Genomic DNA, 14,840 nt, shown 5'->3' on the forward strand with positions numbered 1-14,840 from the left:
CTAATATTAAGCCCCATTTTTGCTTATGAATGAAGATGAAATTAAAAGACTTGAAGCACTTAGAGGATATGATATTTTAAATTCTGATCCTGAAAACGAGTTTGATAGAATTACCGAATTAGTTGCCACTATTTGTGATATGCCCATATCTTTTATAAGTATAGTCGATACAAACCGTCACTGGTTTAAATCGAAATATGGTTCGGATATATGCGAAACACCGCTTGATATGTCTTTTTGCAAGTACACCATTCAGTCCGATGATTTTTATATTATTGAAGACACACACAATGAAGAGGAATATAAAAATATGGAAATTGTTACAGGTAGTCCGTTTGTTCGTTTTTATGCGGGCTATCCGTTAATTGACACAAAAGGGTTTACACTTGGAACTATTTGTATCATAGACACAAAGCCTAACAAATTATCTGAATTCCAAAAAAAATCAATCAAACTGCTGTCGGAAGATGTAATCGACAAAATGATTGCTCGTAAAAACAAGATTGAGAAAGAAAAGTTTGAACATTTTTTTAATTTTTCTGAAGACTTAAAATGCATAGTTAACTTTAAAGGGGAAATAAAAAAATTCAATCCTCATTTTATTAACTTTTTCAAACTTTCCAAAAAAAAGGCTTTCAAAACTAATATTTTAAGTTTAATAAATGCCAATGAAATTGAAGATGTTATTGAACATACAAAAGGCGTTTTTAAAGGATTTAATGTTTCTTATTTTACCATAAAGTATATCAACAAAAAAAACAAAGTTTTTTATATAGAATGTAATATCAATAGCAATGTTGAACTCGAAGAAATATATATTATTGGTAAAGATGTTACAAAAAGTAAATTTCTTGAACTAGAAATAAAATTTGAAAGGGATCGTCTGACCGAAGCTCAAACCATAAGTAAAGTAGGTAGTTATGAGTTAAACTTGAAAACCAAAAAATTATTTTGGTCAAAAGAGTTGTACAAAATTGTAGAAATTAGTGAAAAAGAAAAAGGCCCAAAATTATTTGAATTATTAAGAGAGAAAATTCATCCTGATGATTTGATTATATTTGATGAATTATTAGCAAAATATGGTCATGAAGGATTTGAATATAATTTCAGATTACTGTTTGATGGAGGTACAAGGATAAAATACATTAAAGGCATTTCCAAAATAATTAAAGATAAAAATGGTGTTCCTGAATATCATTTGGGAACCAATCAAGACGTTACGCAACAAAAATTACTAGAATTTGAAAACAATAAGAATTTAGAACTTTTAAATAAAGCCCAAAAAATTTCTAAAATAGGCAGCTGGGATATTGACGTAAAAACTGGCGAACGAATCTGGTCAAACGAATTGTACTCCATATATGGAATAGAGAACCATGAAGTTCTAAATCAAACTGAGCGCACAGAATTAGTTAAAAAAGTTATCCATCCTGATGATGTAGAAACCTATTTAAACATGACCAAGCAGGCAATAGCAACAGGAATTCCTTTCAAACATGAATACCGAGTTATATGTAAAGGTGTCACAAAAACACTATTAACCATTGGAGAAGTAATAAATGATGATAAAGGTAAGCCAATAAGATTTATAGGAACTACACAAGATATTACGGAAAGAAAAAAAATTGAACAGCAGTTAAAAACTAGCAAAGACAATTTCAAAATTACCTTTGAAGCTATTTCGGAAGGATTAGTGCTACAAAACCCAGAAGGTAAAATTATACAGTGCAATAAAGCCGCTGAAAGAATATTGGGTTTAACACAAAATCAAATGATTGGAAGAACATCAATAGATCCAAGTTGGCGATGCATTCGTGAAGATGGAAGTCCCTTTTCAGGACGTTATCATCCAGCAATGCGGGCTTTAAAATCTAAGAAATCGGTTTCTAATGTTATTATGGGTGTTTATAAACCAAACGATGAATTTTCTTGGATAAATATAAACTCTGTATTGTTAGAAAATGGTGCTGGAGTGGTAAGTAGTTTTTTAGATATTACAGCAAGATTAAAAAATGAAAAAGAGCTTGTTTTAGCTAAACAAAATGCCGAGTTAGCCAACAAATCAAAATCGGAGTTCTTGGCTAATATGAGTCACGAAATAAGAACGCCTTTGAATGGTGTAATAGGTTTTAGCGAACTATTAAATAAAACAAAACTTGATGAGAATCAACAACTTTATTCATCAACCATAAATAATTCGGCTAAATCATTACTAGGAATAATAAATGACATATTGGATTTTTCAAAAATCGAATCGGGTCAAATGGAGTTGGAAGTTCAAAAATCTGATTTAGAAGACATCATTCAACAGTCTACCAATATTGTTTTATACCATGCCTCTAATAAAAATATTGAACTAATACTAAATATTTCTCCAGATGTTCCTAAGTATATTTGGACCGACTCTGTTAGATTAAGACAAGTGTTAGTTAACCTGATGAGTAATGCCATAAAGTTTACTATAAAAGGAGAAGTCGAACTTAAGGTAGAAACGGTACTAAAAAGCAAGAAAAATATTCTATTAAAATTCAGTATCATTGATACAGGTATCGGAATGGATTTAAAAAAAATTCCAAAAGTATTCCATCCATTTTCACAAGAAGACACCTCTACTACGAGAAAATTTGGCGGAACAGGTCTTGGTCTTTCTATTTCCTCCAATTTGCTTTCGTTACTAAATGGTTCTAAAATAAATATTGATAGCAAAATAGGTGAAGGAAGTACTTTTAGTTTTGAAATTCAATTTATGTATGAAGATGTATCATCTCAGAAAAAATATGATTTGAGTGGTGTAAATTCCATTTTGCTACTAGAAGAAAACCAAAAAATAAAGCAAATTATTATTGATTCTTTGAGCGATTATTCAATAGAAATTACACACTTCAAAAATGGAACTGATACATTGAAAAACTTCAATGCGAAGAGTCTGCCTGATGCAATCATAATTGACAAAATGATTAAGGATTATGATGTTTTTGAGCTTTTGAAAAAAATGAAATCTGAGTTTAACATTACTATTAATAAAATCCCTATCATCCTATTACATAATTCAACTGATATTCAAAATATTTATTTGTTTAAAAGAGAATTTACTAAAATTGATCATTTGATAAAACCTGTTTATCCAACAGCTTTATTACAAAAACTTTCGTTACTAAATCAAAAAACTGTTCTTTCTGATGTAAAACAACAAGAAAGAACGTTAACCTATTCTGAAACCAAAACGATTTTAATTGTTGATGACAACAAGGTAAACTTGCTTTTGACAAACAAAATAATAAGTAAATTAATAAGTAATAGCGAAATTATTAATGCTCATGATGGTATTGAAGCAGTTGAGAAATTCAAATATTACAAACCCGACATCGTTTTTATGGATATTCAAATGCCAAATATGAATGGTTATGAAGCAACTCATGAAATTAGAAAGATTGACACTGAATTGAAAACACCTATTATAGCCTTAACAGCAGGTATTGAGGTTGGTGAAAAAGATAGATGTTTGAGGGCTGGCATGAATGATTATCTATCCAAACCTTTTAACCAGTGTGATTTTTATAGTATTTTGGAGAATTGGTTGGTATAAAGGAACGCTTCGCTCGGAGGTTAACCACGAAGTACGCAAAGGTTTGATGGAAAAGCAGATGAAACGGATGCTTCGCAAACGCGAATTTTTTTTGGCGCTGCGCTTATGATGGAACGCGGATGAAACGGACGCTTCGCAAACGCGGATTTACGCGGATTTTTTTGGAACACGGATTGGAGAAATTAGAGAAATCTGTATAATTTAGTGCTTCTAAGTTCTCGATACCTTTTATAAAAAGCTAACGCGTTTTATAAAAAACTCGAAGTGACGGTGGTGGAGAATTGACGAATTCGTTTTTTTTAGGAATATAAGTATTATATCTAAAGGGGGTTATTCCTGCTTAACAGCTGGTTGTTTTGCTTTTTGTTTGGCTAGTTTTTTAGCTCTTTTTTTAGCATCTTTTTCATTTTGTTTTTTTTGTGCTTCTATTCTAACAGCACGTTCCATATTTGCTTGAGCGGGTCGAGGTGGCTCTTGCTGCATTTTATCCAAATCATTTTCTTGACGTTCTTCTTGTCGCTCAGTCTGAGCTTGCATTGTAGTAAGTCCTACAAAAAATAAAATAGCTAACAATATTTTTTTCATAACGTTTGTATCTAAAAGGATTAAAACTTTATCAAAGTTAGGCTATGTTAATCGATGGCGTTTTACAGAATAATTTAGAAAGTTTGTATAATTCAATGGTTTATAGGACGAAATGTTTTTTTGGAACACATAGAAAAATAGTTTTTGACGCTGCGCTTGGGTTTAACTGCTATGGACGCAAAGAGGGCGCGAAATTCGCTAAGGTTTGATGGGACTCGGATGAAACGGATGCTTCGCAAACGCGGATTTTTTTGGAACCAGGATGGGAGAAATTAGAGAAATCTTTATAATTTAGTGCTTCTAAGTTCTCGATACTTTTTATAAAAAGCGGGTGCATTTTATAAAAAACTCGAAGTGATATTAGTGGTAGATTGATGAGTTCGTTTTTTTTTAAGGCATATAGTTGAAGGCAATATTTTGACAAAAAAAACGTTATTATTCATCAAACAATTAAAAACCTAAAATTATGAAAAACTTAAAAAAAATTAAATTTAGTTTAGTAATAGCAATGTTATTTGTTTTGACTACATCATCTATGTGTAGTAATGATGATGATAATCCAAATCCAACAGTTAATAATCCAGCTGATGTTATTAACATATTAAATAACGGAACTTGGAGAATAACATTTTATTATGATACTGACCAAGAAGAAACTACTAATTTTAATGGTTACAATTTTACTTTTGGAGCAAGTAATGCCCTAACCGCTTCAAATGGAACAAATAATTATACTGGAACTTGGTCTGTAACTGACATTAATAGTAATGATGATAGTATAAGTGATTTAGATTTTAATATTACATTTAGTTCACCTTCACAATTTGAAGAATTGACAGATGATTGGGAAATTATTGAAAAATCTACAACTGTAATAAAACTAAAAGATGTTAGTGGTGGAAATGGAGGAACAGATTATTTGACATTTACGAAAAATTAATACTGCCTACAACAGCAGTTACAAGAAATTGCTAGGCATGGGATTTATCAGAATTGGTAATTGTTGAATCAAAGTTTTGGTTATATTTGTAATAGTCAGTGAATGAAGTACGAAACTTCTTGTAGCTGCAAAACGATATATACTTCCCAGCAACACATTACTTCTTCTTTTACATAACATCACTTCGCGCCTCGTATTTCGTATCTTTAACTTTATTCTCGTACTTTCCTCTATCGTTACTTCGGGTGTCCCGATTTCAATCGGGATGTTCTAGAATCTATGAAAAACTGAGTATTAAAACTTTTTCTATAGATACCGCTCGCCTATCACGCTTCTAATGGATACAAATCCGATTTTATTCAGGTCTATTTCGTTTCTTTTTATCCAGGTTAGGGCTTTTATTTCGTCGGCAGCTTTTATCGAAATTACTTCACTTTTTAGTTCACATTCGTAGAAAATATCCATAGTTCTGTAGGGAACGTTTTTGTATAAATAATTATTAGGTGATGTAGTAATGAACTTTAACTCTTTTGGTGTGATATTCAACCCTAATTCTTCATTAATTTCGCGACAAGCGGCTTCTTCGGCGGTTTCGTTTGGGTCAATAAATCCGCCAGGTAGGTCGAGTTTTCCTTTGTCGGGGTCAACATTTCGTTCGGTAAAGAGAATCTTATCTTGGTAGGTGAAAATAATAGCCACAGCTGCCGCAATATTGTGGTACAAAACAAAATCGCAATCGGAACAGTGTAACTTGAAGTTGTTCTGATTGGTAACGTTTGGAGAACTGCAATTGGGGCAGTATTTGAAGAATGATTGTTGTTTGTTTATTAATTCCATGATGAGATTTTTTTTCGCGCGGTGCTTGGGGTTTAACCACTAAGGACACGAAGAAGGCGCGAAGTTCGCTAAGGTTTTTACTTTGCTTTAAATGTTACGCTTGTTTTTTTTAACCACATAGAGACATAGGTTTCTTTATCTGTATTAGGCGCTGCGCTTTGGATAGAGTTATTACTATTATAACTCTCGTAGGGTTTAGAACCCTGCGAGAATGTTAGATTTACTTGGTAAAAATTCTGTTTTCTTGTTCTATAACTCTTATGAAGGTGGTTCTTTTGGTTAGCTCTTTCAACTTAGAAGCTCCAACGTATGTACAAGTACTCCTTAAGCCACCCAGAATATCATGTAAAGTATCAATTACATCACCTTTGAAAGGTACTTGAACGGTTTTGCCTTCGCTAGCTCTATATTCTGCGACTCCACCAACGTGTTTTTTCATAGCGGTTTCTGAACTCATTCCGTAGAATTGCTTGAATTTTTCTCCGTTGACTTCTATTGTTTCTCCACCGCTTTCTGTATGTCCGGCAAGCATACCGCCAAGCATTACAAAATCGGCTCCAGCTCCAAAAGCTTTGGAAACATCACCAGGAATAGCACAACCGCCATCGCTAATGATATGTCCGCCCAATCCATGAGCGGCATCGGCACATTCAATAATAGCAGAAAGTTGTGGATAACCAACGCCAGTTTTGACACGTGTTGTACATACCGAACCTGGTCCGATTCCAACTTTGACAATATCGGCACCTTCTAATAGTAATTCTTCTACCATTTCACCCGTTACTACGTTTCCTGCAATGATTACTTTATCGGGATATTGTTTGCGTGCTTGTTTTAGGAAACCTACAAAATGCTCAGAATACCCATTGGCAACATCAATACAAATAAATTTGAGTTGCGGATTGCTTTGAAATATTTCGGCTATTTTCTTAAAATCTTCTTTTCCTGTTCCAGTGCTAACGGCTATATAATCGCAAATATCCGAAGGCGCTGTTTGGATAAAGTCATTCCACTCTTGAACAGTATAATGTTTGTGAATACAAGAGAATAATTTTTCTTTTGCCAATGCCAATGCCATCTCAAAGGTTCCAACGGTATCCATATTGGCCGCCATAATCGGCACGCCTGTCCAAGTCGCAGTGCTGTGTTTAAACTTAAATTCGCGTTCTAACGACACTTGAGATCTACTATTAAGTGTAGAGCGTTTGGGTCTTATCATTACATCTTTAAATCCTAATTTAAGTTCGGTTTCTATTCTCATTTGGTTTACTTTTTCAATGTATTCAAATGTATTACTTTCGGAGAAATTTAGAAGCTGTTTTTTGGATTTATGTGGGTGGAATTTATTAACAATTGTTAGTAAAAGAAGGCGCGAAGTTCGAGAAGATTTAATGGAACGCGGATGAAACGGACGCTTCGCAAACGCGGATTTACGCGGATTTTTTTTGGCGCTGCGCTTATGATGGAATGCGGATGAAACGGACGCTTTGCAAACGCGGATTTGCAGTGATTTTTTTGGAACACGGATTGGAGAACTTTAGCGCTATGCTTAGAATTTAACCGCAAAGAGCACAAAGAAGGCGCTAAGCACGCAAAGGTTTAATGGGAATGTGGATGAAAACGGTTTTTCTTTTTTTAAACCACATAGAATCATAGGTTTTCATAGTTTTATATTTTTGGCGCTGCGCTTGGGATAGGCGACAAAGTTTTTGGTGCTGCGCTTAGGATGGAACGCGGATAAAACGGATGCTTCATTAACGCGGATTTACGCGGATTTACGCGGATTTTTTATGGAACACGGATTGGAGAACTTTAGCGCTATGCTTAGGGTTTAACCGCAAAGAGCACAAAGAAGGCGCTAAGTACGCGAAGATTTAATTAGAACGCGGATGAAACGGACGCTTTGCAAACGCGGATTTGTGCGGATTTTTTTTGGAACACGGACTGGAGAAATTAGAGGAATCTTTAAAATTTATTGCTTCTAAGTTCTCGATACATTTTATAAAAAGCTGACGCATTTTATAAAATACTCGAAGTGACGGTAGTGGTAGGTTGAGGAATTCGCTTTTTTAGACATATAATTTATAAGTCTTAGATACACTATACTTGTACTTTTTCTCTATTGTCACTTCGAGTGATTTTGTATTTTGAAAACGCAAGTTTTTGAAATGCAAAATTGAACCGAGGCTTTTGCCGAACTGAGCGAAGCTAATCGAGAACCTCTGAAAAACTTATTTATTGCTTCTATGTTCTCGATACATTTTATAAAAAGCTGACGCATTTTATAAAATACTCGAAGTGACGGTAGTGTAGGTTGACGAATTCGTTTTTTTATGGTTAATCTTTTACCCCTAACTTAGTTAAAACATCTGCCATCAAACACCATTTTGTAATGGATGATTGTAATAAATTTGCTCCTACAAAAGCCGTAAACCACAACCAATTTTGATTTACATATAAAGATAAAAGTATACTGATAAGTATAAAAGTTCCGGCTACTGCGTGTATGATTCTTGTTTTCATTTTAATAGTAATTAGTGAATGGTGAATAGTTTTTCTAATTCGATTTTTCAATATTGATAATAGCTGAATGGATATGTGATAGCGTTTCTTGTTTTGCATTGAATTCGTCAATTCCATTAAATACATCATCTACCTTATCATTTTCTACAAATGCATAAAATAGTATCGATTCGTTTTCGTTCATTTCTGTTCCAAACCAATTGCTTTCGATGGCATCTTCTGAAGTGTTTCTGTAGCCAGTAACTTCTCGATAAGAGAAGGTTTTGACTTGTGCTTTTTTTAGAATTTGTTTTACTTCGTTTTCAAATTCGGCTACTGCGGTTATTAATAATAGTTTCATGTTTAAAAGTTTAAGGTTTAAAAGTTTAAGAGTTTAAGGGTTTAAAAGGCATAGCTTAAAAACTAAAACTTATATTTAAAAAGTACTGCGACAAGATCAGTGTGACAATTGACTGAATACTGCGACTGAACACTGAATACTGCGACTGAACACTGAACACTAATTCTCCCATTTTTTTCTTTCAGTGATATAGTAGATTAATGGCACTACAATCAAAGTTAGAATTGTTGAAACGATGGCTCCAAATACTAACGAAATCGCTAATCCTTGGAAAATTGGATCGAATAGGATGATTACGGCTCCAATTACAACGGCTCCTGTTGTTAGTAAGATTGGTGTGGTTCGCACTGCTCCTGCTTCGATAATCGCTTGTTTTAATGGAACTCCATCGTTCAGTCGGATTTCGATGAAGTCGATGAGCAAGACCGAGTTCCTGACCATTACTCCTGCTAATGCAATCATTCCGATGAAAGAAGTAGCTGTGAAAAAAGCTCCCAATAACCAGTGACCAAATACAATTCCTACCAACGAAAGCGGAATTGCCATCATCATGACCATAGGCGTTTTGAAATTTTGGAACCAACCTACAATCAGCATATAAATAATCACGATTACAATCGCAAAAGCTACACCTAAATCACGGAACACTTCTAAGGTTATTTGCCATTCTCCATCCCATTTTACCGTGAAATCACTTTCGTCTGATGGTTGGTCCATGTACAATTCGTTGACTTTGTAGCCTTTTGGCAATTTCATTTTTTGCAATTCTTCGTTCATTCCCAAAATCGCATATACTGGACTTTCTAAAGTTCCTGCCATATCAGCGGTTACATACACTACTCGTTTTTGGTCTTTTCTGTAAATTGTTTTTTGTAAAGTATCCGCAACTACTTTTACCAAATCAGAAACAGGAACTACATTTCCTTGACTTCCTTTTATTTTTAGATTCTGAATGTCTTGCAAAGATGTTTTGTCTTTGTCATCAAGAGAAAGTACAATTCCAACGCTATTATTAGAATTTTCATCATATAAATTAGAAACTGGATATTCTTTCAATAAATACGTCAAATTTCCAACTACTTGTTGTGGTGCAATTCCGTTAAGCATTGCTTTTTCTTTGTCCACTTCCAATCGATATTCGGTTTGATTGTCTTCGGTCATCCAATCGACATCTACAATATCAGATGTTTTTTCTAAAATACTTTTTACCTGATTGGCAACTGCAATTTGGTCTTTATAATTTGGACCGTAAATCTCGGCAACCAATGTTGATAAAACTGGTGGTCCTGGTGGTACTTCAATAATTTTGACATTCGCACCATATTTTTTAGCAATCTTTTGCACTTCTGGACGAACAATTTTAGCAATATCATGACTTTGTAAATCTCTATCTTCTTTGTGCAGCAAATTCACTTGAATATCCGCCATGTTGCTTCCACCACGCAAATCGTAATGGCGTACCAAACCGTTGAACGTAATTGGTGCTGAAGTACCAATGTAATTTTGATAATCCACCACTTCTGGAATAGTTGTAAGATATTGAGCTATTTCTTGCGTAACAGCTGCAGTTCTTTCTAACGTAGTTCCTTCTGGCATATCAACTACTACTTGGAATTCGTTTTTGTTATCAAAAGGCAGCATTTTTACCAAAACGGATTTTGTGAAAAACATCAAAACTGAACCTACTAATAAAACAACCGTAATTCCCAACATCACTCTACGTTTAGTAGAATTTTCTAGAAATGGACGTTCAATTTTATTATATACTCTATATATCCAAGACGTTTCCAATCCTTGTTCAGCTTTGTGTTCTTGTTCGTCTTTTTCGTGCAATAAATGGTAACCCAAATAAGGCGTAACCGTTAAAGCTACAAACAATGACAATAACATCGCAATAGAAGCTCCAATTGGCATCGGACTCATATAGGGTCCCATCATTCCTGACACAAACGCCATTGGAAGGATAGCTGCAATAACGGTAAACGTTGCTAAAATCGTAGGATTTCCAACTTCGTTAATCGCAAAAATAGCCGCTTGTTTGAATGGTAATCTCTTCATTTTGAAATGGCGGTGCATGTTTTCTGCAATGATGATACTGTCATCTACTACAATTCCGACCACGAAAACTAATGCGAAAAGCGTAATTCTGTTAAGTGTATAACCCAACATATAGTATGCAAACAAAGTCAAAGCAAACGTTAAGGGCACAGAAAAGAACACCACTAAACCACCTCGCCAACCCATGGCAAGCATTACTAAAAGTGTTACGGCAATAATCGCAATTCCCAAGTGCATTAACAACTCTCCTACTTTATCTGAAGCTGTTTCGCCATAATTACGAGAAACCTCTACATGAACATCATCGGTAATTAATGTTTTCTTCAAACCGTCAACTTTTTCAAGTATTTTATCTGCAATTTTCATAGCATCAGCTCCTTTTACTTTTCCGATAGAAATAGTAACCGCTGGATATTCTGATTTGTTTTTAGTATATTTCTCATTGGCTTTTCCGTAACCGAAAGAAACATAACTTCTTGGTGTTGAAGGACCATCTTGAACAGCAGCGACTTGTTTTAAATACACTGGCATGTTTGCATTTACACCAACAACTAAATTCTCAACATCTTCTGAATTCGATAGAAATTGTCCTGTTGTAAGCAAGTATTCTTTATCATTAGAAACAAAACTTCCCGATTGAGAACTTCCATTATTAGCTTGAATCATTTGCATAACCGACAAAGCATCCACGCCATTTTCAGCCATTTTATCTTTGTCTAAAACTACTTTTAGCTCACGCGTTCTTCCACCAATTTCTTTGGTGATGGCAACGTCTTTTACTTTTTCAATTTCAGAAGTTACTTCTTCGGCAATTTGACGAATTTCAAAATCGTTTAACGTTTCGCTCCAAAGCGTCAATCCCATCATAGGAACATCGTCAATAGAACGCGTTTTTACCATAGGTTTGAAAACACCTTTTGGGAACATGTTTTCGTTTTTCATCAACTCGTCGTACAATTTAACATACGAGCGTTCTGAATCTTCGCCTACATAAAATTGCACAATAATCATCGCTTGACCATTCATAGCCATGCTATGTAAATGTTCTACACCTTTGATGTTGGACAATACTTTTTCTAATGGTTTTATAACACGGCTTTCCACTTCTGCCGGACTTGCTCCTGGATAACCAATCATTACATCGGCCATTGGAACATTGATTTGTGGTTCTTCTTCACGCGGAATTAAGAACGAACTATATACACCAATTATCATCAATCCAACCATCAATAGAATGGTCAATTTAGAGTTGATGAAAAAATGGGCTATTTTACCTGATATACCTTCTTGCATTTTTTTTTTAGTTTATGAGTTTAGAAGTTTATGAGTTTAAAAGGCAATGCTTAAAAACTGAAAACTTATATTTAAAAAGCACTGAGACTGCGCTCAGTGTGACACTGAAAACTGCGACCGATTACTGCGACTGATTACTGCGACTGAAAACTGCGACTGAACACTGATTACTGAACACTAACCAAAACTCCGTTATACAATTTACCTTCTGCGGAAACAATGTATTGCTCGTTAGCCGATAATCCTGATAAAACTTCTACTTGACTTCCGAATGATTTTCCGGTTCTTATCCATCTTAAAATGGCTGTTTTTCCGTTGGCTACTGTGTAGATACCTGTAAGTTGTCCTTGTTTTACCAAAGCACTTTCTGGCACCATTACTTTATCTGATTTTACAGTTGTTTCAGCTTTTGGCTTGTTAGCTATTGGAAATTGAACATTCACAAACATTCCTGATAAAATGGCTTTGTCAGTTGTATTTAAGGTTACTTTTACTAAATATTGTCCGCCAGTATTTTTAGCAGAACCACTTACTTCTGATACTTTTCCTGAAACTTCTTTGTTGATTGATTTCACTAAAACCTTAACCAACATTCCGTTTTTAATTTGAGCAATATCACTTTCAGAAACCATGGCGGTTACTTGCATTCTCGAAACTCCTTCAACACTTACCAAAGGCATTCCTGGATTTGCCATATCACCTTCTTTTACAAACGTATTGGTAACTTCTCCAGAAAATGGAGCGGTAATATTAGAATATGAAAACTGTGCCATTACTTCATTTCGCATTTGTTTGGCGCCTTCTAAACCTGCTTTAGCCATTTCGTATCGCGAAGTCATATCGTCTAATTCCTTTTGAGAAGCACTTTGCTGATTGAACAACGCTGTAAATCGTTCATAATCTTTTTTGGCATTATTATAAGCTGCAGTTGCTTGTAGAATTGAAGCATCGACTTGCGCTTTTTTGGCTTGTAAGTCGGTGTTATTTACACTAACTAGAAGTTGTCCTGCTCCTACTTTTTGCCCCACTTTTACGTGAACTTTAGTCACATAACCCATCATTCGGGTAGAAACATTGGCGCTATTTTCGGCTTCAATTTTCCCGCTTGCGGTTACAAATGGCGCATTAGAATCGGCAGAAATACCGCTTACTTGAACTGCAATGGCTGGTTCGTTGTTAGTAGTTTCTTTCGTTTCCTTGCCGCATGATACGAATAAGATTGTTGAAAGGGTTAGGATAGTTATTACTTTCTTCATAATGTTTTCTATTGTCTTAATACTTAATACTCTAATCTTAATACTCTTTTACTTAGTTAAAAATTGCAAATACTGCTTAGTGAAATTATACTCGAAAACTGATTGCAAATGCTCCAATTCTTTTTGAATCATTTGGGTTTCTGATTGTAATAAATCGGTTGTTTTTTCTAATCCTTGCGTGAAACGGTTTTGACGAATTCTGTAGGCTTCTTGAGATTGTTCAAATGCTAATTGCGAAAGATTTACTTTATTTTCGGAATCTTTTAGTTGGCGATTGGTTTTATTTAATTCCAATTGGCTTTGTTTTTTGTATTGATCTGTTTCTACTTCGGCTTTTTGGAAATCGGCTTTGGCTTTGTCGAATTTTCCAATGGTTTTGTAACCGTCAAAAACATTCCATGATAATTGTGCACCTACTAAATAGCCTTTGGCTGAAGTTCCTAAAAAGTTTTGGTCGTACAATTCATAACTTCCGAAAGCATTTAATCTTGGTAAAAAAGCCATTTTAGACGATTGCAACATTTTTGCATAAGCATCAGACGATTTACTCATCGCTTGAATATCTTTTCTATTGCCTGATAATGAAGTGTTTATTTCTTTAATTACAATTGCATTATCTAATTCTTCCGATGGTTTGTAGATTTTTCCATTACTATCTTCATTCAATAAAAAAGCTATATAATCGGAAGCATTTTGCACATTACTTTTAGCATACTGCAATTGATTTTCGATTTCGTTTACACGAACTTGAACGTTTAGCAAATCAGTTTTTTGCAACATACCTTGTTTGAAATAGTTTTCAACTAATTTCAAATTGGCTTTTCCTGTTGAGTTGGCTTTTTCTAAAACTTTTACAGCTCTATAAGCCAATTGCAATTGCATATAAGCTTTAGAAACTTCCAATTCTAAATACTCTTTGGTACGTTCGGTTTGCAATTGATACGCTTCCATTTTGGCTTTGGAAGCTTGTCTTCCGTACAAACCATCTACATTGATAAGCGGTTGTTGGATTTCAAATTTGGTAGAGAAATTTTGTGTTTTGGCTGGATCATTTAACAAAGCAGGATTGAAATCGGCCATTGTCAAAATCTCCTGATTCAATTTGGAACCAAAAGCCATCAACGGATTGGTAGTTGAAATTCCGGTATGCGACATATTGATGTTGGGCAAAAAAAGTGCTGCTGATTGGCTAAAATCTGCTTTTGCTGATTGGTAATTTTTTTCGGCAATTTTGATTTGCAAATTCTTCTCGGCGACTTTTTGTACTAATTCACTTTTAAAAATAGCCAATGTATCTTGACCAAAACCAAAAAATGAACTCAAAAATGTTCCTGTAAAAATGATGTAACTTATTTTCTTCATAATTTTCTATCTGAATTATGAAGCAAAAATAGATGGGTAAAAATGCGCTCACAGTAACAA

At 34.4% G+C, this 14,840-nt stretch carries 10 protein-coding genes; 2 read left to right on the forward strand and 8 right to left on the reverse strand.

The window, feature by feature from the left end:
* The first annotated feature begins 25 nt into the window (after positions 1-25).
* A complete protein-coding gene (locus tag O9267_RS11425; RefSeq protein WP_298179547.1) occupies positions 26-3,586 on the forward strand; it encodes a response regulator in 3,561 nt (1,186 codons plus the stop codon).
* Between the two features lie 330 nt (positions 3,587-3,916).
* Here O9267_RS11425 and O9267_RS11430 read toward each other — a convergent pair whose 3' ends face one another.
* Complete coding sequence (locus tag O9267_RS11430; protein WP_298179549.1) at positions 3,917-4,171, reverse strand: hypothetical protein; 255 nt, start codon at positions 4,169-4,171, stop codon at positions 3,917-3,919.
* Positions 4,172-4,637: 466 nt separating this feature from the next.
* On the opposite strand from O9267_RS11430, the gene O9267_RS11435 reads away from it, so the two are divergent.
* On the forward strand, positions 4,638-5,111 hold the full coding sequence (locus O9267_RS11435) for a hypothetical protein (RefSeq protein ID WP_298179550.1): 474 nt from the start codon (positions 4,638-4,640) through the stop codon (positions 5,109-5,111).
* Positions 5,112-5,417: 306 nt separating this feature from the next.
* Here the strand turns inward: O9267_RS11435 and O9267_RS11440 are convergent, their stop codons facing one another.
* The 7 genes from O9267_RS11440 to O9267_RS11470 form a co-directional block, all read right to left on the reverse strand.
* Entirely contained in the window at positions 5,418-5,948 is a 531-nt protein-coding gene (locus tag O9267_RS11440; protein WP_298179554.1) for an NUDIX domain-containing protein, read from the reverse strand.
* A 220-nt stretch (positions 5,949-6,168) separates the two neighbouring features.
* Positions 6,169-7,209, reverse strand: a complete 1,041-nt coding sequence (locus O9267_RS11445; protein ID WP_298179556.1) for a GMP reductase — start codon at positions 7,207-7,209, stop codon at positions 6,169-6,171.
* A gap of 1,076 nt (positions 7,210-8,285) precedes the next feature.
* Positions 8,286-8,471 carry a DUF2892 domain-containing protein gene (locus O9267_RS11450; RefSeq protein WP_298179559.1) on the reverse strand — a complete coding sequence of 62 codons (186 nt, stop codon included), beginning with the start codon at positions 8,469-8,471 and terminating at the stop codon, positions 8,286-8,288.
* 34 nt (positions 8,472-8,505) lie between these two features.
* A complete protein-coding gene (locus O9267_RS11455) occupies positions 8,506-8,811 on the reverse strand; it encodes a hypothetical protein (RefSeq protein WP_298179562.1) in 306 nt (101 codons plus the stop codon).
* A 159-nt stretch (positions 8,812-8,970) separates the two neighbouring features.
* On the reverse strand, positions 8,971-12,162 hold the full coding sequence (locus tag O9267_RS11460) for an efflux RND transporter permease subunit (protein ID WP_298179565.1): 3,192 nt from the start codon (positions 12,160-12,162) through the stop codon (positions 8,971-8,973).
* A gap of 167 nt (positions 12,163-12,329) precedes the next feature.
* Positions 12,330-13,418, reverse strand: a complete 1,089-nt coding sequence (locus O9267_RS11465) for an efflux RND transporter periplasmic adaptor subunit (RefSeq protein WP_298179567.1) — start codon at positions 13,416-13,418, stop codon at positions 12,330-12,332.
* A 48-nt stretch (positions 13,419-13,466) separates the two neighbouring features.
* Positions 13,467-14,780, reverse strand: coding sequence for a TolC family protein (locus O9267_RS11470; protein ID WP_298179570.1), 1,314 nt, complete (start codon positions 14,778-14,780; stop codon positions 13,467-13,469).
* Between the last annotated feature and the right edge of the window lie 60 nt (positions 14,781-14,840).

The organism is Flavobacterium sp., assembly GCF_027531705.1.
Lineage (GTDB): Bacteria > Bacteroidota > Bacteroidia > Flavobacteriales > Flavobacteriaceae > Flavobacterium.

What these genes read in the sequence shown, in the direction of transcription:
- O9267_RS11450 (WP_298179559.1), bottom strand. Translation starts at nt 8,471, where the DNA reads ATGAAAACAAGAATCATACACGCAGTAGCCGGAACTTTTATACTTATC.
- O9267_RS11455 (WP_298179562.1), bottom strand. Translation starts at nt 8,811, where the DNA reads ATGAAACTATTATTAATAACCGCAGTAGCCGAATTTGAAAACGAAGTA.
- O9267_RS11435 (WP_298179550.1), top strand. Translation starts at nt 4,638, where the DNA reads ATGAAAAACTTAAAAAAAATTAAATTTAGTTTAGTAATAGCAATGTTA.
- O9267_RS11440 (WP_298179554.1), bottom strand. Translation starts at nt 5,948, where the DNA reads ATGGAATTAATAAACAAACAACAATCATTCTTCAAATACTGCCCCAAT.
- O9267_RS11425 (WP_298179547.1), top strand. Translation starts at nt 26, where the DNA reads ATGAATGAAGATGAAATTAAAAGACTTGAAGCACTTAGAGGATATGAT.
- O9267_RS11465 (WP_298179567.1), bottom strand. Translation starts at nt 13,418, where the DNA reads ATGAAGAAAGTAATAACTATCCTAACCCTTTCAACAATCTTATTCGTA.
- O9267_RS11430 (WP_298179549.1), bottom strand. Translation starts at nt 4,171, where the DNA reads ATGAAAAAAATATTGTTAGCTATTTTATTTTTTGTAGGACTTACTACA.
- O9267_RS11460 (WP_298179565.1), bottom strand. Translation starts at nt 12,162, where the DNA reads ATGCAAGAAGGTATATCAGGTAAAATAGCCCATTTTTTCATCAACTCT.
- O9267_RS11470 (WP_298179570.1), bottom strand. Translation starts at nt 14,780, where the DNA reads ATGAAGAAAATAAGTTACATCATTTTTACAGGAACATTTTTGAGTTCA.
- O9267_RS11445 (WP_298179556.1), bottom strand. Translation starts at nt 7,209, where the DNA reads ATGAGAATAGAAACCGAACTTAAATTAGGATTTAAAGATGTAATGATA.